The organism is Singulisphaera rosea (assembly GCF_054877945.1).
The window spans coordinates 166,463-192,132 of record NZ_JBTYIP020000009.1; the positions used below are offsets into that span (position 1 = coordinate 166,463).

The following is a 25,670-nucleotide window of genomic DNA, read 5'->3' on the forward strand; positions in this document are numbered from 1 at the left end:
GAAGCCTAAGTCGGAATGTCTCAAACGCTCGAAACCATGAATGGAGTTGCAGAATGCCCAGTCAACCAGAACTCTATGAACGCTTCCGCTCCCTGCACGAGAGGCCGGGAGGTTTCATCATGCCGAACCCTTGGGACGGCGCGTCCGCCCTCCTGATGAAGGACGCGGGCTTCGAGGCACTCGGTACTTCGTCGGCGGCGCTCGCCCTGTCGCTCGGCCGTTTGGATGGACGGCACGCGGTCAGCCGCGACGAGCACCTGGCCAACGCTCGGCTCCTGATCCGGGTCACCGGCCTTCCCGTGAACGGCGACCTCGAGGACGGCTTCGGCCCCGAGCCGAGCGATGTCGCGGAGACCGTCGAGGCGGCGATCGCCGCAGGGCTGGCCGGCGTCGGCATCGAGGACACCACCGCCAACCCCGATCGGCCGATCCACGACTTCGACAAGGCCGTGGCCAGGGTGGAGGCCGCCTCCAAGGTTGCCAAGGGCCGCATCCTGCTCACCGGCCGCACGGACAACTTCCTCCAGGGCCGGCCAGACCTCGACGACACGATCAGGCGTCTCGTGGCCTTCGCCGAAGTCGGCGCCGACGTCCTCTTCGCGCCGTTTCCGAACGACATGGACGCCGTCCGCGCCATCGTGCGTGCCGTCGCGCCGAAGCCGGTGAACCTCGTCGTGGGGACCATGCAAGGGGCCTCGCCCTGGGCCGAAGTCCAGGCGGCCGGCGTCAAGCGGCTGAGCCTCGGCGTCGCGCTCTACACACGCGTCATGGGCAACCTGGCCCAGGCCGCGACCGAACTCCTGTCCGGCGACCTGGCGACGGGCACCGGCGAGAAGCCTTCCACCTCCTCGGCGATCGATTTTGGCATGCTCCATCGGAAGATCGGACAAGCGACCGACGCGGTCTGATCGCTCGCCGGAGCGGACTTCGATCGACACATCCGTAAATCTTGTCAAACAGGGCGTACTTCAACCCTCGTGACCCCTGAGGGGCACGAACACCTCAACAACCTTGCGAGCCAGACTAATGCCATGCAGGCAGCGCACACGTGCGACCTATTCGAGGGTGAATTGCCCTACGTCTGACGCCACCTAAGCAGACCCTGGCGTAGACGACACCGCTCGCAGGTTGGCAGGGACTGCTGTCGGTTTGTCATTTCCCGAAGCACGCTCGACGCGATACAGAAAGCACGAGAGCGAATCACCTCCTCGACGAGGAGAAGCGGAGGACGTTGTGGATGACGCTTGTACGAAAGGCGAGACGAGGCCGGAGGTCTTGGCGGCCACCCGGACCAAGTCAGCGAATGGACGATCCGCGACCGAGGCTCGAGCGGGGGCGACCGCACCGCGTCGAGTCCCGGTTGCGCTCTTTGCCCTCTCCGTGGGCGTGATCATCACGAATGTCTTCGCCCCACAGATCCTGATTGGTCGGATGGCTGCATCGTTCGGCCTGCGAGAGGCCTCGGGCGGGTTGATCGCGATGATCCCCCTCTTGGGTTATGCGATGGGCCTCTTCTTCCTCGTCCCGCTGTCCGACCTCGTCGAGACTCGTCGGCTGGTGGTCTCGATGCTCGGCGTAGCGACCCTGGCCGCGGCGGGGATCGTACTCGCCCCTGGCGCCGGTTCCCTCTTCGCCCTCCTGTTCATCCTGGGTGCGGCATGCTCGGCCAACCAGGTGCTCATGCCGGCCGCCGCCGCGATGACCGAGCCCGAGCATAGGGGTCGGGTGCTCGGGGACATCATGAGCGGCCTGATGATCGGGATCCTGCTGTCGCGTCCGATCGCCAGCGTCCTCGCCGGGACATGGGGATGGAAGGCGTACTACGTCGCCAGCGCCACTTCGATGGCCTTGCTGGCGACGACGTTGGCGTTGAGCCTTCCCGAGCGCCGGCCGGTGCAGACGTCCGCCTATCCCCAGCTCATTGGATCGCTTTGGGACTTGTTCAAGAACGAACCCGTTTTGCGGCAACGCTCGATCTCCGCCGCAATCGTCATGGCGGCGTTCAACTTCTACTGGACGACGATCGTCTACGTCCTCCAAGGGACGCCGCTCGAGCTCAGCCCGTGGGGGATCGGTGTCTTTGCACTGGTCGGTGCAGGCGGCGCATTCGTCACACCGTTGGCCGGCCGCCTGGCTGACCGGGGACTAGGAACACGTGTCACCACGATCGCCCATGTCACGCTCATGGCCGGGTTCGGCCTGGCGGCGCTGAGCGGACTCGCCGTCCCGGGGCCGAACCATCTGATCCTGGTCGGGCTCGGATTCAGTGCCTTGATGCTCGATATGGGCGTGCTCGGTGATCAGACGGTGGGACGATATCTCATCAATCAATTGAGGCCGGAGGCACGCGGGCGCATCAATGCCATCTTCGTGGGAGTGTTCTTCATCGGCGGCGCCATCGGCTCGGCGGTCTCGGGCATGCTGTGGGCGACGGGCGGGTGGGCGGCCGTCTGTTTCGGTGGCGTCTGCCTCGGGTTGCTCGCCCTAGCTACGCGAAAGTAGCGCAAGGTCATCGCCACCATCACTCGTCTCGCGAAGGGTGAAGTCCCGACTCCGGGTACGGAAACTCGGTCGTGATCGGAGCCAATGCCGGAGGCCCAGGTTCAACAACTCGTCGACCCGAGGAAGGATGATTTTCGCATGTTCACGTTCACGCATCGCAATCCTGAGATGCAACTCGACAAGGGCCACACCGCGTTGTTCCTCGCGGACATCCAGAACGAGTTCCTGACGGAAGGTGGAACCTATTACCCCTTGATCGAGGAGAGCCTGAAAGCACACAAAGTCCACGATCACCTGGAAGAACTCCTGCGATGCGCCAAGGAGTATGGATTCCCCGTCATCCACTCCCCCCACTACTACTACCCGACCGATGGCCAGTGGGTTGCTCCCGGCGGCGCGATCGCGGATTACCTCGTGCAGGTCGGTTTTGTCCTGCGAAAGGATCCCCTGAGCCTGGACGGCTTCGCGGGCTCGGGGGCCGATTTTCCGGAGAGATACCGAAAATACTTGCAGGACGGGAAAACATGCAACACATCACCCCATAAGGGCCTGTCGGCCCGGACGAACGACGTGATCAAACAGCTCCGCATGCGACGCATCGAAAAGGTGATCATGGCAGGCCCGGTAGGCAATCTCTGCCTCGAAGGGCACATGCGCGACATCGCCGAGGAAGGATTCGAGGTCGCGATGGTGCGCGACGCTGTCGCCGCCGGGCGGAATGACGAGGGAGATGCTTACGCCGCGGCCATGGTCAACTACCGGTACATCGCCAACGCGGTATGGACCACCGAAGAGGCCGTGAATCGCATGAAAGCCGCGGCTTCCTCCTAACTCAACACGGTCGGGTTCGGCTAAATCGCCTTGTCGAATTCCGGGACGCGCGGGGTCATGCGACATTCGCCTTGGCATAGGTGTGACGACCACGTCGGTTTCGTGCCGCGAGGTAACTTCGCATTTCTACCATCAATTCCGCCATCGTCGCGCAGCGGTGGTTGCGAGTGACGTTGTCGTGCAAGTCCTTCCAGATGCTCTCGATCCGATTGTGATCAGGGCAGTAAGGCAGCAAGAAGTGGAGCCTCGACTTCTCCGCCGCGGGGGACTTCAACGCCAGGCGTACCTGCAAACTGTCGTGGATGCCGTAGTTGTCGAGGATCACATGAATCCGCTCGGCGTTCGGATAGACCTTCGTGGCCAACTTGTGCAGCAGTTCCAAGGACAGTAAGTAGGCTGTCCTTTCGCTCTCCCTCGACATAGATCAGTCGGTGGGCCACGGGATCCCAGGCACCGGCGAGAGAGCACTTCCGGTTGCACCCGGGGGTCAAGACCTCCTTCTGTCGGCCCCGCTTCATCCAGTCGGGTCCGATCTTGGGATTGAGATGGATGTCGACTTCATCGACGTACAGGACGACCTCGCCGACGGGGAGATGATCGACCGATCTCCGGATCTCCCGCAAGCGACGAGTCCGACGTGCCTTCTTCCAAGGGCAGCCGACGATCGGCGACGTGACGGCCCCCGTCCGGACGGCATCGACGTTGTCCGGCCGGTTATCCGACGACGAGGCAACCCGGGCGTTGCGGTTGATGATCGGCGTCGACCGCGGATCGGCTCTCGCCGCGAACGTTAACGACCAGCTCGACGACTTCGGCACAACAGCTCGGCGAGTGTGGCGTGTCCTCGACCATGCTCGGGGCGTCGACTTTGTGCTAACTCAGGCCGTTGCCTCCGACCCCGAGGTTGCTGGCCTGCTCAACAAGGGAGGAGCCATCGCCGAGGTCGTCTCCATCGACTTCGACAGCCCTTCACGCGCGACCCGAATCCGGCCGGAAGCCGACTCCCAAGGCCATCCGGCGCTCGGGTTCACGGGATCTTAAACCGCACGCTCCCTCGCCCGTGACCGCCGACCGTGAATCTAACGAAACGGCCGGCATGCGGGGCACACTTGCCCTGCACACCGGCCGAATAACATAAAGTTATCAATAGATCCATTTATCAGAAAGCATCGGCGCTGATCACTTCGCCGCCGTTCCGGGTCGAGAGGGACTGGTAGACGCCTTGCATCGTCGCGGGGTTCCCCGGGATGATGATCGGCATGCAGTTCGTGTCCTTCTGGACGAGGTTGGCGTTCCAGGTCGAGACCGTGTTCTTGATGAATTTGACCGAGCCGTCGGCGAACGCGAAGTTGCAGCCGCCGGAGTGGAAGCTCGACGCCGAGAGGGGGAACATGCTCGTGGGCTCGCAGCTGTTGCCCTGGGTCTGGAGGTCGCCCTGGGGCATGTTCATCGGGTAGTTGGTCGAGATGGTGGTGTCGCCGAAGTCGGAGTCGGCCCACCAGCCGCTCCCTTCGAAGTTACAGCCGCCGGAGGCGGTGCAGCCGACCTTGCTGAGCTTGCCCTGGGCCCGCTCGCCGAAGAGCATGGTGTTGCTGGTGCCGTCGGTCACGCTCGCGATCGTGGTCGGGCCCTGGCTTGGGCCACCGCGGAAGTTCGGCGTCCCGGTGTCGGGGAACATCCCCTGCTCCGCGGGGAGGACCGTCGTGTTCGTCTGGCTCGCGGTTGCGGCAAACGTCCCGACGAGGCCTGCGTAGTCGGAGTAGCAGATGCCGATCGTGGTGCCGTCCCAGCCGGCGCTCTGCTCGAAGAAGCGCAGGCCCTGGATCGCGCCGTCGGACGGGCACCAAAGGGTGGAGATCCCCGTCCCGCAGAAGGTGCTATTGCGGATCTGGTAGGGGCCGAGGGTGATGTTGATCGCGTTGTAGAGCGGCTGCTGCTCGGTGTAGTTGAGGATGGCTGCCATCATCCCCCAGCCGTCGGCGTAGGTCTGGAGGCTGCCGGAGGTGCTGATGTAGGCCTGGACGTTGCGCCCCATGGGGAAGCTACCATTGGCGCTCTCATAGTTGTGGCACGCCAGGGCGAGCTGCTTGAGGTTGTTCACGCACTGGGCACGCCGGGCCGCCTCGCGCGCCGCCTGGACGGCGGGAAGGAGCAGCGCGATCAGCACCGCGATAATCGCGATCACCACCAACAATTCGATCAGGGTGAAGCCCCGCGCGGGCTTCTTGCTCTCGATGACGGAAGGCATGAGGCATCCTCCACAGGACTCGTATGAGTCGTGACAAGAACGAAGAACCATGGGGGGAAGTCGGCCGACTGCGCGTGGGGGAAGACGCAGGACGGCGATCGCTCAGAGCAGCGTGGGGGGGGAGATATGCTACGTCCCTACGGTGGCAGCGGGAGTTGGCCGAAGGACGAGCCTCGGCGACCCGGCGGGAGATGCGATTACCCGCCCGCGGTGGCCGCCGCCTTCTCGCGCACCTCTCGCACGCGTTCGCGACGCGACGAAACCCGGACCTTCTTCGCCTTTCCCTTCGTCCCCTTCGCGGGGGGAGCCTCGGCGACTTCGCCGGGCGTGGTCGTGGGGGAGGGCTCGGACGAGCCACAACCGGGGAGGATCACGACGGCGCCGAGGACGGCAACGAACGCCACGCGCAGCATGAACGGACGGCGAGCGCAACCATGTGTCTTCATGGCGAATTGACTCCGTCGTCAAGGAATGCAAGGGGTCGGAATCGACCCCGCTAACATTGAAGTTAGCGTCATCGACCCCCGCAAGACCGGGACGACTTTGCGGAAATCCCAAAAAATTCGGAATGGGTCCCCTGGGGGCCACATTCCCAAATGTCGCGGGGGGCGACGCAGCCCCGGCCGTGCCGAAGACAGGCCGGGTGAGCACCGCACGTTCGCAACATTTCGAGATCTGTGACCCTACCGATATCGCTCTCCGGTAGCAAGACCAAAATCAAGCAAACGCTTTGATTATTTTATTCACATAGTTTTCAATGAACGGACGTCGATCTGCGCCGGAACCCGGGAGGTTCGGCGTGCGGCATCGTCGCCCGAAGGCTCGTCGTGCCGCTTGCTCGGCACTGTTTTTGGGGGGGGAAGCGCAAACCAAAAAGATCCTGCCCCAAGACGTGTTCACGTCGAAGGGGCATGGACGAGTCTCGAGTCGGGGGGGAGGGGATCGGTCGCGAGGGGGGGAGGCCAGAGGGTCTTCCGCCCCTCCGAGGAGGGGCGAGAAACGTGGCTCGACGAACTTACCTGGTTTTACCAATTCTCGATCACGGCCATGTTACTATTCGAGACGGTCGAGTCGCAGACAAGGGGTTCCCTGCATGCCTGACTCGATTTTCTCCGGAGTTGCCGACGACGTTGCAGAGGGGCCTCAATTGCGGACCTTTTCCCCACCTATCGGCATCGCCGACGAAGCACTCCAACCTCGACTGCCAATTCGACTTGGAGAGGGAATGGCCCACCCACGTCTCCGAGAAATCCGGGTGCTGATGCCCCCCGCAAATGGCCCCTTCTGTACCCGTCGAAATGGACCTCTCCGCACCGACAGTCCATCACCATAGGTGGAGTGATCAAAGCCTGATGAAGATCCGGTTTTTCTCGAGTGAACGGACGAAGAGGTAGTTGATCGCGTAGAACGTTGCCACCCCCACAAGACACCACCAAAGCGGCGAGTCGCCGGGGACCAGGTTCAGCAACGAGACCTCGACCGAGTGGTGGATGACGTACGTGGCGAGCGGATTCTGGCCGAACGTTCGGAACGCCCCCACGTGCATCCCACCGACGTCGCAGGCCACGACGAAGACCGCGTAGAGGGCCGCGGCGAAGCCGAGCGCGAAGAGGGTAAACGGCAGCGAGACGACCCGCTTGTTCATCATCCAGTAGTTGTGCTGGCGGAGCTCCGGCGGGGGCGGCTCGACGAACGGGGGCTCGGCGAGCAGGGACGCCAGCGATCGGCCCGCGATCTTGCCGAGCGGAGGGCGGACGGGGGACACCGCCAGCTTCTCACCGTCGGTCGACGTGCCCGGCTCCACGTTGTAGAGGGTCGTGAGGCAGGAGAGTGCGTAGGCGAGCACCATCAGGCCCACGCCCCACCCGAGCAGCTTGCGCGAGGCACGGGCCGGCGCCTCGGAGGTCATCAGGTCGTAGGCCAGGGTCCCCCCCAGCATGATCGCCCCCCAGGAGAGCAGGCCGAAGCAACCGCCGTCCCAGGCGGTCGTCTTCGCGATCCCCCAGTAGTCGCTCAGCCAGTTCGGCTTCCCGTGGACGAACGCGAAGTTGAACCAGTCGGAGATCACCACGTGGATCGCGAGGAAGGCGAGCAAGGTCAGGGCACGCCCCCGAGTCCCGAGCGCAATGAAGGGGATCAGGACGATCTGCGTCACCCCGATGATCGCGAGCACCTCCCAGAGGTCGGCCTTGATGACCCGGGCGATGAAGTCTCGGATGTGTTCCGAGTCCATCTCCTGCCAGTGCGAGAACTTGTTGCCGAAGCCGTACATCATCACCGAGATCAGCACGAGGGCCAGCCCTCGGACGAAGACGCGACGGTAGGCCCCGAACGCCCCGAGCTGGGGCAGGCGCCTGAGCATCGTCAGCCGGTAAGAAAACCCGGCCGCGAAGAAGAAGCTGGGCATGATCGAGTCGGCATAGCTGAAGTAGACATTGTGATGCTTCAGCACCGCGTGCATCGCCGACAGGCCGCCGACGAAGTTGACCAGGATCATCCCCATCACGGTGTAGCCCCGGAACTGGTCCATCGAGACGATCCGGGCGGGGGATGAGGATTCGGCTGTACTCATTCAGGCAATCTCCAAGGCGAGGGTCGCGAAGCCCACTCGGGGCGAGTGGCCGGCCCCTGGCCTGTTACTTGTCGTGTTTCCATCCCGGGAGCGGCAAAGGCTGACGCTCCCCCTCGCGGAGTCGATACCCCGCGCCGGCCTCGAGATCCTGATAGCGGTCGACCTTGCCGGAAGGCCAACGGACCTCGACCGAATCCGCGCGGGACACGTCGCCGAGGCCGAAATGGAGCCGGGGGTCACCCGCCGACTGGTAACTCCCACCACCCATCCTGTGCCCGAACAGGCGGCGCCCGCCGGCTTCGACGAGGACCTTGGCCCCGACGGCGTCTCGGTTCGACGTGGTCCCTTCGAGGAGGAGGGTCAGGGAGCGTCCCCCCTTCGTGCGGTTGTGGAAGTAAGCCACCGGGTCGTTCTGCGAGAGGACGAGCGCATCGACCCGGCCGTCGTTGTCGAGGTCGCCGACGGCCAGGCCACGGCCCATCCTGAGGACCTGGAAGGGGGCCCCGGCGTCCCGGGTCCGGTCGGTCAGGTGCCCCCCCTCTCCCCCAACGAGGAGTTGGACGGGCATGGTCCACGGCATGAGGGGGCGGCCGTCGTGGACATGGCCGTTGGCGGTCATGAGGTCGAGCCGGCCGTCGTCGTCGACGTCGAGGAAGCTGATGCCGAAGCCGAGCAGGAATCGGCTGGGCGCGGCAAGGCCGACGGCAGCCGTGGCGTCGGCGAAGAGGCCTTCGCCGAGGTTGCGGAAAAACGAGGTGGACTCGTTGTAGAAGTTCGTCACGGCGAGGTCGGGCCGACCGTCGCCGTCGAGGTCGCCGGAGGCCACCCCCATGCCCGCCTGATACCCGCCCCCCGCGTTCGCCGCCACTCCGGAGGCGAGCGCGGCCTCCTCGAACCGGAAGCTGCCTCGGTTGCGGAAGAGGTAGTTGGCCGACATGTCGTTGGCCACGAACAACTCGACGCGGCCGTCCTCATCGAGGTCGGCGGCGAGCACGCCGAGCCCTCGGCCATCGGGGTCGACAATCCCCGCTTCCGCCGTCACGTCCACGAACCGGCCAGAGTCGTTGCGGAAGACGTGGTCCGGGAGCGAGGGGAAATCGCGTGGCCCGCAGCGAAAGACGGCCGGGTTCTTCGGGTCGACGCAGGCGAGTTGTTCGTGCTCGTCCCAGCGGAGGTAATGGCAGACGTACAGGTCGAGGTCGCCGTCGTTGTCGAGGTCGGCGAGGGCGGCCGAGGTCGGCCAGTCGCGGTCGCCCGCCAGACCCGCCTGGTTCGTCACGTCATCGAACGTGCCGTCACCCCGGTTGTGGTAGAGCGCGTACGCTCGCCAGCGGGTGACGAAAAGATCCGGGTGACCGTCGTTGTCGTAATCCCCGACGGCAACGCCGTGGCCGTAGCCCCGATCACCCCCGAGACCCGCCGAGTCGGTGACATCCTCGAAGGTACCATCGCCCCGGTTGTGATAAAGGCGGTCGCCCGGTCGGCCCGGATCGACCCGAGGGGGATAGGTCCCCCCCTGCACACAGTAGACGTCCAGCCAGCCGTCGCCGTCGTAGTCGAGCAGGCCGACTCCGCCACTGGAGGTGACGGGGGGCGTCATCCGGCCGCCAGGGTCGCCGTTCTCGTGGACGAATCGCAGGCCGACGGCCTCGGCGTCGTCGGTGAAGTGGACGGCTGGCCCTCGTGGCGAGCCGGCCCCATCGACGTTCGCCGTCTTGGCTGAGGTGAGGTCGCCCAGGAGGTTGGCCATCGTCCCCGACAGTGCTTTTCGCGGTCTCGGGACGGATCCGGTGCCTCTGGACGCAACATACGTCCAGCATTCGCTCTCGAACGTCCAGCCGAAGGATCTGGCCAGTCGGGCCAGTTCGGCGGCCTGGGCATTCACCTCGGCCGAGGCGAGGATGGTTTCGTATCGCGCGAGGTCCTCGTCGCGTTTAGCCTTGCGAGCCCGGAGGCGGGCTGCCTCGTCGGGGTGGCCGTCGAGGATCGCGAGCTCCGCGAGTCGGGAATAGGCGGTCGCGTGGCCGGGGTTGAGGGCGAGCAGTCGCTCGAGCGCCTCGCGTTCCCCGGCTCGATCGCCTCGTCGGCTGGCGAACCAGACCCGGATCTCGAGCGCCTCGTGCTCGTCGGCCGGGACGTGGGCCAGGCAGTCGCGGACGACGTCGGGCCGGTTGGCGGCCTGCGCCCAGTCGAGCCGAGCGTGCCAGACGGCCGGGTCGTCCGGCCGTCGTTTCAGGCAGGCGTCGAGTTGTCGAGCGGCCTCGTCGAACCGACCGAGCCTCGTCTCGAGGTGGGCACGCCCGAGCCAGACTCGGTCGTCCCCGGGCGCCTGGGCGGTGGCGCGGTCGAGATAGGTCTGGATCCCTTCGGTCGCGAACGGGTCGACGTCGATGCGGTGGAGCCGCCTGAGGAATGCGACCAGGTCAGGCGACTCGTCGATCCCTTCGAGATACCGGCGCCTGGCTTCGACGAAGCGGCCCTCGGATCGGAGCAGGCGGACGAGCGTATCGCGCAGGTCCTCTCGGCCCGTCCCTCGGCCTTCAAGGGCGGTGTTCAGCACGTCCTCGGCGTCGGCGAACCGGCCGAGGAGGATTTCGAGCCGGGCCCTCCCGGTGTTCGCCCTGGCGAACTCGGGCGCCGCCCTGGGGATCTTTTGCCAGGCGGCGATCGCCGCCGTGAGCCGGCCGCGATCGGCCTCGCTCGCCCCGAGCTCATACAGGATGTCACCGCGTCCCGGGTGGGAGTCGGCGAGTTTGCCAAGGCGTCGGGCCGCGGTGGCCGCGTTCCCCGCCGCTCGGTCGCGACGGGCCGCCTCGAGCTCGGCGAGGGTGTGCCCCTCGTTCATGCGGCGGACCTGCCAGACGGCCGCCGTGATGAGCCCGAGGAGGATGACTGCCACTAACCCGAACCAGACACGTCGCCGTCCGCGGGGGGTGGACCGAGGTCCGGAAGGCAAAGGGTCCCCGGCCGTCGTTGACGACGGCCGAGGACCTTTCCGCGGAGGCGGAGTCGGATGGGTCATGATACAAATCCGGCCGGGACCAGATTAGAACTGGTCGGCGCTGATGACTTCGCCACCGTTGCGGGTGGAGAGGGCCTGATAGACGCCGTACTGGGGCACCGCGCCACCGCCGATGCCCGTGTAGGGGGACGTGCGGCTGGAGAACGGGGCGAGGGCGAACGGGTTCCACGAGTTGATCGAGTTCTTGATGAACCGGACCGAGCCGTCGCAGAAGAGGAAGTTGCAGCCGCCGGGGTGGTAGCTGCTGTAGGTGTCGGTGTAGTTGTTGCCGTCGTAGAAGTACATCGGGGTCGTCGGGGGCTGGGCGGCGGCCCAGCTCTTGAAGAAGTTGGGCGGGAAGAGGGTCGACGCCGTGGTGTCGCCGATCACGCCCGAGGTCCACCAGTTCGGGCCGAAGGGGTCGGTCGCCTTGGCGACTTCGCCGTAGGCCTTGTCGCCGGCGAGCAGGGTGTTGCTGGTGCCGTCGGTGATGCCCGAGAGGGCGACGGGGGCGATGGTGGTGCCGCCCGGACGCGGGTCGCCGATGTGGTAGACGACGCCGGTGTTGCGGGAGTTCAGAGCGCCGTTGCCGTTGTCCTTACCGCCGAAGTAGTAGAGCGGCCCGAGGTTGGTGCCGTAGCTGCTGAAGGTCATCGGGATCGGGGCGTCGTCCCAGCCGTCGCCGGCCTTGCCGGGATACCGGAGGCCGATCACGCCGGCGTCGCTGGGGCACCACAGGATCTTCATGCCGATCCCGTTCACCGTGGCGTTGGGCGCCTCGTAGATCTGGACGCTCGCGTTCAGGGCGTTGAAGATGGCGCCCGCCTCGTAGAACTGGGTGATCGCCATGAACGGGCCGAAGCTCTGGCGGATCATCGACGAGGTGGCGGGGTTCTGGATGTCGCGGGAGTAGAAGTCGCCCATCGGCAGGCACTGGTTGCCGTCCATGTAGTTATGGAAGGCCAGGCCGAGCTGCTTGAGGTTGTTGGTGCACTGGATGCGGCGGGCGGCCTCGCGAGCGGCCTGGACGGCCGGCAGGAGGAGCGCGATGAGGACGGCAATGATGGCGATGACCACCAACAGTTCGATCAGCGTGAAACCACGCCGCCAAGAACGGACAACGTTCTGAGCCTTCATCGGTCGAGTCTCCGGGGGAAAGGGAGGAAAGATAGACACGTCACCGGCGACGAGGACTGATCTATAATGAGCAAGAACATCTGCCTTCGTCAAACGGCGACTATTAACAATTCGACATCGGGCGGACGACGGCGTCCTGGATCTAGAGCGACGACGCTCTCAATTGGCTTGGCCTTCGGCTTCGGCCTTCTTGAATGCTCTCTTCTCGCGCGGCGTCATCTGGTTGAACGGAGTCTTCTTCACCTTGGGAGGAGGCGGGAGATCCTTGGGCCTGTCGAAGTTCTGCCGGAACTCCGCGTTCCCCTCCTTGTCATCTCCGCCGCAGCCGATCGCCATCCCGCCGAACACGATCAAGCTCGTGCCGAGCCACAGGCGCCAATGCGCAGAGCGGACTCGTCGTTCCATTCATGATCTCCCTTGAAAGGCGATCGAATCGCTGAAATCAACATCCCAGGAGCCGGCTCGCGAAGGACGAAGTATCCCCCCGGCACTCGCCAGCGAGCACTCCCCCGCCCGGGGGATCGACACCGGCGAGGGTGGCGCATGCGCCACCCCTCGGCACCAACACCACGGACGGACGTTGCACGGCAAGCGAGGAAGCGGTACAATCTCCGGCCGAATGCATGCGGACAATCCCCACGCCATCAAGGCGCAGAAATACCGTATGCGCAAGGCCAAGCGATGATCGCCACCTTCGCCTAAACCTTACCGGGGCCTATCACCCTCGACACCGCCCCGGAACACCAACCAGCAACGCGGTTTTCTCTCTTTGGTCGGATTTGTACGCGAAAACTTCAAGAAACGGACTCGGCACCTGAAGGAGCCGGTCCCAATGCCCCAAGGTAAACGCCCCAAAAGCCGACCGAGACCTCCCACCAGCCCGCTCGAAGGAAACCCTCCCAGCGGCTCGTAGCAAGAGTCTCCGGAAGACCCGGAAACCGCGTACCAATGTGACATTTTGAGATCAGTGAGAATACCAAGCCGCACAAGAGATCGCAAGGATTTTTTTCGGTCGAACGCTAAGATTCTTAAAATCACATCCGTGAATGGATTGAGTGGGAATTCGACCGACCAGGGACATCCTCGCGAGCTCTCGCCAAGATATTACTTCGTATGGCGCTACGACAAGACGACGTTTTCCGGCAACATGCCACCTCATCGTCCGGAACACCTCGAAGGTTTCGGCTCGACCCAAAACTTTTTCGGGGTGTTCTGAAATCGACGACCGCGAAAAGTGGATTGGAGCCGAGTACTCGATTGTTGACGTAGGGTTACCATGGAGGGGTGTTCGTCGTCAGGGGGCCGTATCGGTGGCGGAGAGCAGGCGATCTTCCACGGCATCGGCGGTCGTCGTGAGTCGTTTCTGCGCCTCGGCCCGAGGCCGGCCGGCCGGGTTGGGCTGCGTGGCCATGACGACGTAGACAACCGGCTCACCCCGGGTCGACTCGTACCAGCCGCTGAGGACGTGGGTGAGTGGGTCCGTTTCGAGGTCCCCTTCCTTGCGGAAGTGTCGCCCTCGTCGCGGGTGGTCTTCGACGATGACGGCGCGGCGAATGTCCTCGACGGTCTTCTCGTCGAGACCGGCGACCTTCCGATCGGCCAGGCGTTGGAGGACCGCGCCCAGGGCGGCGGGCGTGGCCTCGTTGTCGCCCGAGACCTGGCGGTCGGCCAGCATGTAACGCCGGACGGCGATCCCGGAAAAGGCGGGGTCGCGGCCTCGGATCGCCTTCGTCAGCCCCTCGGGCCCGCCGAAGAGCGCGATGACGACGTTGGCCGCCGCGTTATAGACCAGGTTGGACGCGGGGGCCGATCCCATCATCACGCCGCCCAGCTTCCTGACCGAGACTCCCGTCAACCCGGTGCGGATCTCGGCCCTCTGGGCCTCGTCGAAGTGGGCAATCGCCGGGTGGCCTTCCCGCAAGACCTCCTCCAGGCCCGTCGGCGGCCGGTCGAGCGCCTCCGAGTACCGGGCGAACAACTCGATCAAGAAGCTCGTCTTGATGGCGCTCGCCGTGGGGAACACCGTCTCGGCGTCGGACGAATACCAGGCCGTTCCCGACCGTCCGCCGACCCAGAGCCCGACGCGGATCCCCTCCCCGTGCTCCTCGACGAGCGTCCGCACCAATGGGTCGAGCGCCCCGCGATCGATCCGAGGCGCCTGTCCTTCGGCCGCATGCCCCGGAAGTGTCGAGAGGGCGAGTGAGAGTACGACCGACCCAAGGCCATGTCGAAGGTCCACGCGAATCATCTTTGAACGTCCCCACGAGGTTCCGAAGCCCGCCGAGGATGATAGCAACGACGTGCCGGAAACTCACGGGCCTCTCGGAAAGCTCTACGGCAACGCAGGCGGACAGGGTGACAGTTGACTACCATCAGGACCGACATGGACGATGACCGTGACCTATGCGACGATCGTCACGAGGCCTTGAATTACGGAATGCTTCCGGCGCCCCCTATCGCAATTCCACCAGAAGCGGCCGCTCGAGGATGGATTCCGAAATGACAGCGACGGAAAAGCCGCAGGTTCCCGCAGGGTGGTTCTCTCGTCGACGGCTGGCCCGCCGGCTCGTCTTGGCCGGGGTCGTGGGCTCGCTCGCCTGGTTCTCGATTTCTTTGGCGGTCGCCTACAAGTTGACTCGGCGCCCACAGCCCCCGTTCGCGGAGGGGGTCGTCGACGTCCCTTGGGGAACGCTGGTCTCCGAGCGGCTGAAGACGCGTGACGGACACGAGATCGGGGCGTGGTACCACGAAGGGCGAGAGGGATTGCCGACGATCCTCCTGCTCCATGGGAACGGGGGGAGCCGAAAGAACTCGCTCGAACGCGCCGAGGTGCTGGCGAGTCGGGGATACTCGGTGCTCCTGATCTCGCTCCGGGCGCACGGCGACTCGACGGGCGACTTCAATGATATCGGGTATGGGGCCCGTCTCGACGTCTTGGCGGCGGTCGAATCCCTGGAACGTCGGCATCCAGGACGCCCGATCATCGTCCACGGGACGTCGTTGGGGGCCGCGGCGGCCGTCTTCGCCTCGACCGAGCTCGGCCACCGAGTCCGGGGGTACATCCTCGAAAGCCCCTACCAGGACCTGAAGGTCGCGGTCTGGAACCGTACCGAGAATGCCTTGCCACCGGTCCTGGACTGGCTCGCCTACCGGGGGCTGCTCGCCGCGACCTCGCTGATCCTCCCCTACGTCGACGAGATCTCGCCCGTCGAGAGGATCTCGGGGATCCCGAAGGATGTCCCCGTTCTCATCATCGCCGGAGGTGCGGACAAACTCGCCCGCCCGAGCGAGGCACAGGCCCTGCTCAATCGGGTCAAGTCGCACGGCACGCTCGTCACGTTCGAGAAGGCCGGCCACCTCAAATTCCTCAAGACCGAACCCGAACGGTACCGGCGGACGATCTTCGACTTCCTCGAGCCGCTCTCCGGCGCACTCACCAGTGGCCGTTGATATACCAATATTCCATCGCGATATAGATGTACGTCGATACCAGGAAGAATCCGGCCATCCCGGCGAGGTAGACCACGAGTCGAGACGTCGCGCCCCAACGTACGCCCACCCTCCGGACGAGTCTCCAGGCCCCCCATCCGATGAGCCCGTAGAGGACGAAACCGGCACTCGCGAGGCCGATCAGGGCGGGTTCACTCTGGCGCTGATCCTGGATGTTGACGATCGCGATCGCCACGAACAGGACCAGAAGCGAGAGATGCCAGACCCGCAACCCCGCGAGCGGGGACGATCGACGAGTCAGCCGGCCGGGCGAAATCGATTCCGTCATGGGAGCCCCTCGGTTCGTGACGTGTCTAACCCCGATCCCATTCCCCTCGCCCGACGATCGACTCGGAAGAGACAGCGCCGGGCCTTCCTCGACAATTGTCGGACACAATCGCTTCGGAATCAAGGCGGGCTTTGAGAATCGGGCTCAGCGCGTCGAGATCCCGGAGAGTCGCCCTTCCACGACGATGTGGTCGGTGATGGCCTGGATGAACTGCTCGCGGCTCGCGCCGGGCGCCAGGTTGAGGGTCGTGTCGAGGGCGTAGACCCGGAAGAGGTATCGGTGACTTCCGCTCGGTGGGCAAGGGCCGCCATAACCGACCTTGCCGAAGTCGTTCAGGCCTTGCATGACGCCCGTGCCGGACGTGCCAAGCTTGACCTGCGGTTCGGGAGCGAGTCCTTCGGGAAGCTCCTTCGTGGCGGCGGGGATGTTGTAGACGATCCAATGCGTGAAGATCCCCTGGGGCGTGCGGGGGTCATCGCAGAGCACGGCGAACGAGCGGACGGACTCGGGGGCGCCTGACCAGGCGAGCGGCGGCGAAGCGTCCTTCCCGGCGCAGGTGTTTGCCTTGGGGATCTCCTCCCCATTCGCGAATGCCGGGCTCTTGAGAGTCATGCTCACCCGCTGCGGGTTCCCGACCGGGATGACCGGGAGCTTGGGCCCGCGACCGCAGGAGACGAGACCAAGGGCGATGAGGGAGACGACAACGACCGCTCGACGCATGATCTCCAATCCTCTCCAAAGCTTATCGAAATCTCGCACGGGCTCGTGCGAACGTACTGTTCCGCGGTACCGAAGCGGGCCGTCTCGACCTCGATGAGCTTCCAATCATCCCCATTCGACGAGCCCCGGTCCATGAGCTTCCCCGGATCGACTCGCGAGGTCACGGCGGAGAACCTCGGGGGCGGGCCGCTTGTCTGGGGGATGCCGACGGACGAGACCGAGGGGTTTGGGAGGATCGGACGTGGAACTCGACCTGGGATACTGTGTCATCCGGTCGTGGCGATTCGAGGATCAGAAGTCCCTCGTCCGACACGCCGACGACCGCGACGTCTGGATCAACCTTCGCGACATCTTTCCCCACCCTTATACACCCAAGGCCGCCCGCGATTGGCTCGAGTTCGTGAACGTGATGAAACCCGAGCTTGATTTCGCGATCGCCGTGGAGGGTTCGGCCGTCGGCGGCGTCGGCCTCGTCTTGCACGACGACGTCGAGCGTCACTCCGCCGAGATCGGCTATTGGCTCGGCCAGGCGTACTGGGGCCGGGGGATCGCCACGGCGGTCGTTCGCGCGATGACCGAGTGGGCCTTCACCCACCTCGACGTCTGCCGGATCTACGCGGCCGTCTTCGAGTGGAACCCCGCCTCGGCGCGGGTCCTCGAGAAGTCGGGCTATCAATTTGAGGGGCGGCTTCGCAGGAGTGTGACGAAGGACGGCAAGACGATCGACCAGTTGCTCTACGCCAATACGCGGCCGAGGGACTAAACCGAGAGTGACCGCGGCCTATCCTCGTGTCGGATTCCCGAACCCCCGGTTTGAGCGGCCTTGAAGGGACCGGTAGAATGCCCACCCGAGCCCGACGACGTTGGACCGCTCCGAGCAACCGACTGACGCGGCGTGGATCCAGTCCACCGTCACGTCGCGGCGAAATCGAGGGGACTTTCCGGTGGGTGAACGCCGAGATCTATCCTTCGAGAGTCTCGACGAGGTGATGCCGGAGGTGGAGCGGCTCCTCGCTGGCCATTCCATGGTCGGCACGTGGACGCTCGGACAAGTCTTGCATCATCTGTCGGAAGGGATTCGCCTCTCGGTCGAAGGACCCGCAGGGCCGGCCGAGCCGACACGCGAGCAGGACGTTTTCCGTCGACGACTCCTGCGCTCGGGGCGATTCCCCGAGAAAGCCGAGATCCCGGTCCCGTCCATGGTGCCGCCCGAAGGCCTCGACGCCCATGCGGAGGCGGAGGCGCTTCGGACGGCGATCGCGCGACTCGTCTCGTCTGAGGGACCGTTTCCCCCCCACCCGAAACTCGGGCCGCTCCAAAAGGAGGAATGGCTCCGGTTCCACTCCATCCACTGTGCGCATCACCTGCGTTTCGCCGTGCCTGCGGCGGCCCAAAGCCCCCGCGCTTCCTCCGATCCTTGAGCCGACCTCGAGTTGAGCCGACCGAGTGCTGGTATCCGAAGGAGAACGACCATGAGGCTGACGCGCCGATCGCTGTTCCGGACGAGCTTGGGTGCGGGGGCATTACTGTCGATGCCAGGGACCGGTCGAGCCGAAGAGGAACGTCGGGACCTGTCTGATCGGCTTGACCGGGTGCTCGAGACCCCTGTGCTCCGGACCGAAGCATTCTCGAAGCCGGTCAAGATTGCCTCGATGGAGTTGCTCCGGAACCGTCGCGAGTTCGTCATCCGGGTGCGGTCGACCGACGGTGCCGAGGGGATCGCCGTCCCAAACTCGATGCACCTGATCCACACCTACCCAATCTTCCTCAACCGGGTCGCCCCGTTCTTCGTAGGGAAGGATGCCAGAGAGCTCGAGCCTTTGCTCTGGGAGCTCTACCGGCATGACGATAACTACAAATACCAGGGACTGGCGCTCTGGGTCTGCACGGCCGGGGCGGAGTTCGCGATCCTCGACCTGCTCGGCAAAGTCGCGGGGACGTCGGTGGGCGACCTGCTCGGCGGGGTCCGGCAGCGGGACATCGCGGTGTATCGTGCGAGCGGCGTCCGGGGCAACACGCCCGAAGAGGAGGTCGCGTACCTCAAGCAGATCGTCTCCGAGAGCGGGGCCAAGGCCCTGAAGTTCCGACTCGGGGGGCGGATGAGCAAGAACGCCGACTCCCTTCCGGGGAGGACCGACCGGCTCATCCCGATGGTCCGCGAGGCCTTCGGCAAGGAGATGACCCTCTACGCCGACTCGAACAGCTCCTACGACGCCAAGAAGGCCATCGAGGTCGGCCGGCTGATGGAGGCCTACGACTACAGCTTCTACGAGGAGCCTTGCCAGTTCGACCACCTCGAGGAAACGAAGGTCGTCGCCGACGCGCTCAAGATCCCCGTCGCCGCGGGCGAGCAAGAATTCAGCGAGGACCGCTTCCGCTGGGTGATCGCGAACCGGGGGGTCGACATCGTCCAGCCCGACCTTCATTACTACGGGGGCTACATCCGCTCGATGCGAGTGGCGAGGATGGCCCACGAGGCGGGCATGCTCTGCACGCCGCACATGTCGGGCTCGGGCCTCGGGTACCTCGACGCCGCGTATTTCGCCGCATGCATCCCGAACCCGGTCCCGTTCACCGAGTTCAAGGGGAACGCCGAGATCCCCATCAGCAGCCCGACCTCGTCGCTGATCCCCGAGAACGGGATCGTCCGCATTCCATCGGGCCCCGGCTTCGGCGTCACGATTGACCCGGCCTTTATCAAGGCGTCGGTGAAGGTGTCGACGTTCTGACGGGCGGGCCTCCGACACACGGGCGTCACGAGACGTCGATCTTTTCCCTTGAATCCCGATCGAACAAGTCGGAGAATGCCAAACGGAATCGGTGAGAGTGCCCGTATCCGAAACCCGGTTAATTCTTAAAAACCGGATTTCTGCGGAAATGCGACGACAACCCGCGAGGGGTCGTCGAGGTCGTGGGCGTCAGAAACCCGTTTTTTAAGAAAAAACCGGGTTTCGAGGCCGGTTCTGCCCTCGTGTCCGGGCCTATTCACAAGAAAATCTGTCAATGCGACGTGGGCCCTCAGCTCCGTCCATGAGAGATGGCCCGGGGAACCCGTCGAGGACTCGATTTGCACCGCGAATATCAGCCTGCACACATGGCGTTCGGCCACGCGACTCCTGGCGGCCACACCCGGGAGCACGACCATGAGTCCGAGCTCCGCTGGCTGATCGCGACGACGGCGGTGGTCGGGATCTTGCTGGGCACCGAGCTCGCACTGGCCGCCTGGGGCGGAGGGTGGCGACCGTTCGGAGTGTCGCCGGCGCTGGTTGCGGCGTTGATCGGCGGGGGTCGGGTCGTCTACCTCGCCCTGGCCGCGTTGTTTGAGGGGACGATCGGGGCCGACATCGCACTCGCGATCGCATGCGTGGCGGCGGCCGCGCTCGGGGAGTATTTCGTCGCGGCCGAGGTCGTCTTCATCGCACTTGTCGGTGAGTGCCTCGAGGCGTTTACGTTCGACCGTGCCCAGCGAGCGATCCAGAAACTCCTCGAGTATCGGCCCTCGACGGCCCGGGTCCTCCGCGACGGCCAGGAGACCGAGGTCGCCGCCGAACGGCTCGTGGAGGGGGATGTCCTCGTCATCCGGCCCGGCGAGCGGCTCGCGGCCGACGGCACAGTCATCGCCGGTCGTTCGGCCGTCGACCAGGCCGTGCTGACCGGCGAGTCGCTGCCGGTCGACAAGGGAGAGGGGGACGAGGTCTACACGGGCACCTTCAACCAGTTCGGACGGCTCGAGGTGCGCGTCGAACGGGTCGGTGCCGAGACCACGCTCGGGCAGGTCATCCGCCTCCTCGCCGACGCCCGAGCTCGGCGATCCCCGCTGGAGCGGACGGCCGACCGCTATGCTCGGCGGTTCCTACCCGCCGTGCTGGTCGCGGCCACCCTGGTCTTCCTCGCGACAAACCTCGGGGTCTTCCGATGGTTGGCTCGCCAGGGTGAGCGCCCGGCGGTCGACCTGATGCCGGCGCTCGCCGTCCTGGTTGTGGCCTGCCCTTGCGCGCTCGTCCTGGCGACGCCTGCGGCAGTCCTGGCAGCGACGGCTCGACTGGCGAGGCGAGGGGTCATCGTCAAAGGGGGGGATGTCCTCGAACGGCTGGCTCGAGTCGATACTTTCGCGTTCGACAAGACCGGGACGCTCACGGAGGGGAAGCCGGAGCTCGGCGAACAGGTCGCGTTCGCCCCCTGGGATCCTGACGACCTCCTCCGCCTCGCGGCGGCGGCCGAACGGGCGAGCGAGCACCCTCTCGCCCGACTACTCGTCGAGGAGGCGGATCGTCAGGTTCTCGACGTCCCCACCGTGGAGGACTTCGAGGCCTATCCAGGCGCCGGGGTCTCGGCCCGGATCCGGGACGACGGGACTCGCTGGCAGGTCCTCGTCGGCAACCGCCGCCTCTTCGCCGAGCGCGAGGTCGAGGTTACCCGAGAGGCTGAGGACGCGATCAAGGCGATCGACCGCTCGGGCCAGACGGCCCTGATCGTGGCGGTCGACGGGCGCGTCGCCGGTGTCCTCGGGGCCCGAGACCGCGTCCGACCCGAGGCGCACGACGTCGTCCACGACCTCGAGTCTCTCGGCATCCGAGGCGTGACGATCCTCACGGGCGACCGACCCGCCCCCGCCCTGTCGGTCGCGAGGCGGGTCCATATTAGCGAGGTTGAATCCGAGCTCACGCCGGCCGGGAAGGCCGAATGGATCCGCCGCAAGCAGCACGAAGGCAGGGTCGTCGCGATGGTCGGCGACGGCATCAACGACGCGCCCGCCCTGGCGACGGCCGACGTGGGGCTCGCGCTTGGAGGTGTCGGGGGCGACATCGCGGCCGAGGCCGGTTCCGTCATCCTGATGGGCGACCCGCTCGAGCCCCTGTCCGAAGCCGTCCGGCTCGCCCGGCAGACAGTGCGGGTCATCCGACAGAACATCGTGCTCTTCGCCTTCGGCGTCAACGCGGTTGCGGTGACCCTGGCGGCGTTCCGGATCCTGGGGCCGGTCGCCGCCGCCGTGTTTCACCAGGTCGGCTCGCTGCTCGTCCTGATCAACGCCCTGCGATTGCTCGGCTTCGAGCGGCGGGGCGATTCCAGACTCGGCCGGCTCGCGGCGGCCTGCAGGGCGTGCAGACCTTCGGAGCTCTCGGACTGGGCGTGGGGACATCGTCGGGGACTGGTCCGGGCGGGCCTCGTGGCATTGGTCTTGGCCTACCTTGGCTCGGGAATTGTCGTCGTCGGGCCTGACGAGGTTGGCGTCCTGACGCGGTTCGGGAAATATCACTCCCCCCTCCTCCCCCCTGGCCTGCACCTCAGGCTCCCCGCCCCTTTCGAGACAGTCTCCAAGATCGAGCCCGACCTCGTGCGGATCGTCCGGGTCGGCCTCGCGGGCCCGGCCGCGAACACGGGAGGAACGCTCGCCTGGAACGCCTCACACGGAATTCGCCGGGATGACTCGGCGCTCTTCCTGACGGGGGACGACAACCTCGTCGAGCTCGCCGGCGTGGTCGAGTATCGTTACACCGAGCCTGGGGTCGCCGAGCTCTTGTTCCGGGTCGCGGAGGTGGAGTCGTGCCTGGCCTCGGCCGCCGAGGGGGCCTTCCGCGAATCGGTCGGCCGCATCGAGCTCGAGTCGATCCTCGTCGCCGACCGCCGTGCCTTCGAGGCCGAGGTCGCCGACCGGCTCCGCAAGCGCCTCGAGACGTCGGGCGTGCGGGTCGCCGTCGACCGGGTGAGGGTCGTCGACGCCCACCCGCCTCGCGAGGTCGTGCCCGCCTATCGCGACGTCTCGGCGGCCGTCTCCGACGCCGAGCGGTTCCGCAACGACGCCGAGTCCTACGCCGCCGAGCAAGACTGGTCGGCCCGCGCCGAGACCCGCGTCCGGCGCGACACGGCAAGCACGCAGTCCCAACGGCTCAAAAGCCGTGCCGAGGGAGAAAGCCGTGCGTTCCTCGCCCGTCAGTCGGCGCATGCCGGACAGCCCAACCTGACGGAGTTCCGGCTCCTCTGGGATACCCTGGCCGTCGCCTACGCCGGCCGCTCCAAAGTCATCCTCGACCCGCGCGCCGGCGGCCGACGCCACCTCTGGCTCGCCGACCCCGAACGCGCCGGCCTCGGCCCCGCAATACCGACCGCCAACCCGGGGGGCGAGGCCGAAGCCGAGCCCATCGACGAGTGACGACCGAACTTCGGAGCCCTCCGTCCATGGCCACGACCACCGCCCTTCACGTCGACCCAGAACCTCAAGCCGCTCCTTTCCTCTTCCAGGACGTCTCCTGGGAGGACTACGAGGCGATGCTCCGGATCGTCGGTGATGGTCCCGTCCGAGTCACCTACGACCTCGGGAGGATGGAGCTCGTATCGCCGACGTATCGCCATGAAAACGTCGGCTACCTCCTCGGCCGACTCGTGGACATCCTCGCCGAGGAGTTGGACATCGCAATCGAAGGGGCGGGGACGACGACATTCAAGCGTCCGGATCTGAGCAAAGGGGTCGAGCCCGACCAGTGCTACTGGCTACGAGAAAACGCCCGCCGGATGTGCGATAAGGCCCAACTCGACCTGGCCGTAGACCCTCCCCCCGACCTGGTGGTCCAGGTCGATATCTCGAGCGGCTCATTGCCCCGGATTCGGATCTTCGGCGCGATCGGAATCCCGGAGGTCTGGAGATATGACGGGACGTCGCTCCAGTTCCTGCATCTCCAGGACGATGGTGCCTACCACTCTGCGGACACGAGTTGGTGTTTCCCCGCGCTGACTCTCGGCGAAGCCCGTGAGTTCCTTGAGAAGGCGAAGGGGATAGACAAGACCGCCTGGAGTCGATCCGTCCGGGCCTCGATCCGAGCCTCGATCGTCCCAGGAGCCGGCGAACGCCCCTGAAGAAGGTGGCTCTCCGCATCATTCAACATTCGCACATTGCCACATTCCTAGAATCGATCCGAAATTTATGCGACAACCCACGGCTTCTAGACCAGGCTCACTCTTGCGACGATCGCCCGTCATCCTCGCCATCTTGGGCCTCGTGGCGCTGGTCCTTCTCAGCCGATCGGCCGTGATCGTCGACCAGACGGAGGCGGTCTATGTGACCGAGTTCGGCCGCTCGGTGCGGCTGATCGAGGAGCCCGGGTTGCACTGGAAATGGCCCCACCAGAGTCGTCGAGGGTTCGACCGGCGGATCCAACTCGACGTCCCGCCCCCTCGGGAGATGCTGACGAAGGACAAGAAGAACCTCGAGGTCGCCTGGTACGTGAACTGGCGGATCGCCGACGTGGAGCGTTTCTTGCGCTCGGTCCGGACGATGCCCGATGCATCGGCCCGGCTCGAAGACATGGCCGCGTCGGTGCTCGCGGCCGAGTTGGGGGGGCACGACCTGGCCGCCCTGGTGCGGGTCGACCGCAAGTCGGCGCTGGACGTGATGATGACGGAAGTGACCGGACGCATCGCCGACCAGGCGGCGCGGGAGTACGGCCTCGCCGTCGTCGACGTCCGTCTCCGTCGCCTGAACTACCCGGAGGACGTGCGGACGGCCGTCTTCGAACAGATCCGGAGCGAGCGTCGGAAGGTGGCGGCGAAGACCCGGGCGGAGGGGGAGAGCCTCGCCCGCACGATCCGGAGCGCAGCGGACCTCGCCCGCGCGAAGACGGTCTCCGAGGCTGAGGCCGAGGCCACACGGGTCGTCGGCGAAGGTGAGGCCGAGGCGACCAGGGTCGCAAACGCGGCCCAGGCCGCCGATCCTGCCTTCTATCAGTTCCTCAAGACCCTCGAGACCTATCGCGCCGCGCTCGATCAGAAGACCACGCTCGTGCTCTCGGCCGAGAGTTCATTCCTCAGGCTTTTAACACAAGGCGTGGCAGGCGCGTCGACCGCCACACCACCGAGGTCACCCACCCTCGCCAACCCCGCGCCGACGACGGCGGGAGGGACGCCGTGATCCGCTGGGGCCGCATGGCCATCGTCGCGGGGGGCTTGGCCTACCTCGCCACCGGGCTGACGATCATCGGGCAAGACGAGGTCGGCATCGTCCGGCGTTTCGGGGCCGTCCTTCGCGAACCCTGGGAGCCCGGCCTGCACTGGGGGCTTCCCTGGGGCTTCGATCGACTCGACCGGGTCAAACCCGGAGAGACTCGGAGCTTGTCCGTCGGCGCCCCCGACGTCCGATCCGCCCCGCTGGCGAAGGCCCCCGACCCCGACTCCGAGGCCTACTTGACCGGCGACTTGAACCTCGTCTCGGCCCAGGCGACCGTCCAGTACCGTGTCCTCGACCCGGTCCAATCCCTGTTCGCGTCCCCCGGGTTGGACCGAGCCCTCGCGGCGACCGCCGAGGCGGCGCTAACTCGGGCCCTGGCCGAGCGGACGATCGACGACGTCCTGACGACCGGCCGCGCCGAGGTCGCCGACCGGATGCTCCGCGAGATCCAAAGCCGGGCCGACGCCCAGGGGCTCGGGGTGGGGATTCGCGCGGTGAGGCTCGGGAGGATCGCCCCCCCACTCCCCGTGGCCCCGGCCTTCGCCGACGCCGCGAGGGCCCGCAGCGACCTCCGCCAGGCCGTCACCCGCGCCGAGGAGTACGTCGGCCGAGCCGAGGCCGATGCCCGAGGGCAGGCCCGCGAGATCGCCGACCGCGCCGCGGCCGAGTCCGAGCGACTCGTCCAGCGCTCGAAGGGCGAGGCGGACCGTTTCACCAAGGTCCTCGCCGAAGCCCGCAAAGGACCCGACGCCACCCGAAAGCGGCTCTACCTCGAGGCCCTGGCCACGCTCCTCCCTCGTTTCCGTCGCAAGGTGGTCGTCGACCCGTCCCAGGGGCTCGACATCAGCCTGATCGCCGGCGAGCGGGCTCCGGAGCCAGCGTCCGAGATACCCGAGGGGACCCCAAAGGCTCCTTGAGCCCGGCCACCGCATTCGGTGGTTG

General features: G+C 65.9%; 22 protein-coding genes. 12 read left to right on the forward strand and 10 right to left on the reverse strand.

The genetic code is table 11. The features are described 5' to 3' along the window. The first annotated feature begins 53 nt into the window (after positions 1-53). From ACYOEI_RS17440 to ACYOEI_RS17450, 3 genes are all read left to right on the forward strand, one after another. Entirely contained in the window at positions 54-908 is an 855-nt protein-coding gene (locus tag ACYOEI_RS17440; RefSeq protein WP_462850813.1) for an isocitrate lyase/PEP mutase family protein, read from the forward strand. A gap of 367 nt (positions 909-1,275) precedes the next feature. Next, complete coding sequence (locus ACYOEI_RS17445; protein ID WP_462850814.1) at positions 1,276-2,502, forward strand: MFS transporter; 1,227 nt, start codon at positions 1,276-1,278, stop codon at positions 2,500-2,502. A gap of 138 nt (positions 2,503-2,640) precedes the next feature. Then, on the forward strand, positions 2,641-3,333 hold the full coding sequence (locus tag ACYOEI_RS17450) for an isochorismatase family protein (RefSeq protein WP_462850815.1): 693 nt from the start codon (positions 2,641-2,643) through the stop codon (positions 3,331-3,333). A 55-nt stretch (positions 3,334-3,388) separates the two neighbouring features. Here the strand turns inward: ACYOEI_RS17450 and ACYOEI_RS17455 are convergent, their stop codons facing one another. Continuing rightward, a complete protein-coding gene (locus ACYOEI_RS17455; RefSeq protein ID WP_462850816.1) occupies positions 3,389-3,754 on the reverse strand; it encodes a transposase in 366 nt (121 codons plus the stop codon). 251 nt (positions 3,755-4,005) lie between these two features. On the opposite strand from ACYOEI_RS17455, the gene ACYOEI_RS17460 reads away from it, so the two are divergent. Then, positions 4,006-4,374: a hypothetical protein gene (locus tag ACYOEI_RS17460; RefSeq protein WP_462850817.1), complete on the forward strand. Its 369-nt coding sequence runs from the start codon at positions 4,006-4,008 to the stop codon at positions 4,372-4,374. Positions 4,375-4,492: 118 nt separating this feature from the next. Here the strand turns inward: ACYOEI_RS17460 and ACYOEI_RS17465 are convergent, their stop codons facing one another. From ACYOEI_RS17465 to ACYOEI_RS17495, 7 genes are all read right to left on the reverse strand, one after another. After that, complete coding sequence (locus ACYOEI_RS17465) at positions 4,493-5,581, reverse strand: DUF1559 domain-containing protein (RefSeq protein ID WP_462850818.1); 1,089 nt, start codon at positions 5,579-5,581, stop codon at positions 4,493-4,495. 197 nt (positions 5,582-5,778) lie between these two features. Beyond that, positions 5,779-6,027: a hypothetical protein gene (locus tag ACYOEI_RS17470; protein ID WP_462850819.1), complete on the reverse strand. Its 249-nt coding sequence runs from the start codon at positions 6,025-6,027 to the stop codon at positions 5,779-5,781. 896 nt (positions 6,028-6,923) lie between these two features. Next, positions 6,924-8,153, reverse strand: coding sequence for a heparan-alpha-glucosaminide N-acetyltransferase domain-containing protein (locus ACYOEI_RS17475; protein ID WP_462850820.1), 1,230 nt, complete (start codon positions 8,151-8,153; stop codon positions 6,924-6,926). A gap of 64 nt (positions 8,154-8,217) precedes the next feature. Next, positions 8,218-11,052 (reverse strand): FG-GAP-like repeat-containing protein, encoded by a 2,835-nt coding sequence (locus tag ACYOEI_RS17480; RefSeq protein WP_462850821.1) that lies wholly within the window; start codon positions 11,050-11,052, stop codon positions 8,218-8,220. 147 nt (positions 11,053-11,199) lie between these two features. Beyond that, entirely contained in the window at positions 11,200-12,291 is a 1,092-nt protein-coding gene (locus tag ACYOEI_RS17485; protein WP_462850822.1) for a DUF1559 domain-containing protein, read from the reverse strand. Between the two features lie 159 nt (positions 12,292-12,450). After that, positions 12,451-12,696 (reverse strand): hypothetical protein, encoded by a 246-nt coding sequence (locus tag ACYOEI_RS17490; protein WP_462850823.1) that lies wholly within the window; start codon positions 12,694-12,696, stop codon positions 12,451-12,453. An 889-nt stretch (positions 12,697-13,585) separates the two neighbouring features. Further along, on the reverse strand, positions 13,586-14,539 hold the full coding sequence (locus tag ACYOEI_RS17495; protein ID WP_462850824.1) for a serine hydrolase: 954 nt from the start codon (positions 14,537-14,539) through the stop codon (positions 13,586-13,588). Between the two features lie 251 nt (positions 14,540-14,790). On the opposite strand from ACYOEI_RS17495, the gene ACYOEI_RS17500 reads away from it, so the two are divergent. Continuing rightward, complete coding sequence (locus ACYOEI_RS17500) at positions 14,791-15,741, forward strand: alpha/beta hydrolase (protein WP_462850825.1); 951 nt, start codon at positions 14,791-14,793, stop codon at positions 15,739-15,741. Here ACYOEI_RS17500 and ACYOEI_RS17505 read toward each other — a convergent pair. Continuing rightward, positions 15,725-16,069 carry a hypothetical protein gene (locus ACYOEI_RS17505; RefSeq protein WP_462850826.1) on the reverse strand — a complete coding sequence of 115 codons (345 nt, stop codon included), beginning with the start codon at positions 16,067-16,069 and terminating at the stop codon, positions 15,725-15,727. The two genes, ACYOEI_RS17500 and ACYOEI_RS17505, sit on opposite strands and share 17 nt — an antisense overlap. 144 nt (positions 16,070-16,213) lie before the next feature. Further along, positions 16,214-16,789, reverse strand: a complete 576-nt coding sequence (locus ACYOEI_RS17510; RefSeq protein ID WP_462850827.1) for a YbhB/YbcL family Raf kinase inhibitor-like protein — start codon at positions 16,787-16,789, stop codon at positions 16,214-16,216. A 241-nt stretch (positions 16,790-17,030) separates the two neighbouring features. On the opposite strand from ACYOEI_RS17510, the gene ACYOEI_RS17515 reads away from it, so the two are divergent. From ACYOEI_RS17515 to hflK, 7 genes are all read left to right on the forward strand, one after another. Beyond that, positions 17,031-17,552 carry a GNAT family N-acetyltransferase gene (locus ACYOEI_RS17515; protein WP_462850828.1) on the forward strand — a complete coding sequence of 174 codons (522 nt, stop codon included), beginning with the start codon at positions 17,031-17,033 and terminating at the stop codon, positions 17,550-17,552. Positions 17,553-17,733: 181 nt separating this feature from the next. Further along, positions 17,734-18,210, forward strand: a complete 477-nt coding sequence (locus tag ACYOEI_RS17520) for a DUF1569 domain-containing protein (protein ID WP_462850829.1) — start codon at positions 17,734-17,736, stop codon at positions 18,208-18,210. A gap of 51 nt (positions 18,211-18,261) precedes the next feature. Then, positions 18,262-19,518 carry a mandelate racemase/muconate lactonizing enzyme family protein gene (locus tag ACYOEI_RS17525; protein ID WP_462850830.1) on the forward strand — a complete coding sequence of 419 codons (1,257 nt, stop codon included), beginning with the start codon at positions 18,262-18,264 and terminating at the stop codon, positions 19,516-19,518. Between the two features lie 338 nt (positions 19,519-19,856). After that, on the forward strand, positions 19,857-22,940 hold the full coding sequence (locus tag ACYOEI_RS17530) for a cation-translocating P-type ATPase family protein (protein ID WP_462850831.1): 3,084 nt from the start codon (positions 19,857-19,859) through the stop codon (positions 22,938-22,940). A gap of 26 nt (positions 22,941-22,966) precedes the next feature. Beyond that, on the forward strand, positions 22,967-23,641 hold the full coding sequence (locus tag ACYOEI_RS17535) for a Uma2 family endonuclease (RefSeq protein ID WP_462850832.1): 675 nt from the start codon (positions 22,967-22,969) through the stop codon (positions 23,639-23,641). Positions 23,642-23,744: 103 nt separating this feature from the next. Then, on the forward strand, positions 23,745-24,692 hold the full coding sequence (gene hflC, locus ACYOEI_RS17540; protein WP_462850833.1) for a protease modulator HflC: 948 nt from the start codon (positions 23,745-23,747) through the stop codon (positions 24,690-24,692). Next, positions 24,689-25,645, forward strand: a complete 957-nt coding sequence (hflK, locus tag ACYOEI_RS17545) for an FtsH protease activity modulator HflK (protein WP_462850834.1) — start codon at positions 24,689-24,691, stop codon at positions 25,643-25,645. The genes hflC and hflK overlap by 4 nt, the downstream gene beginning before the upstream one ends. Positions 25,646-25,670 lie beyond the last annotated feature (25 nt).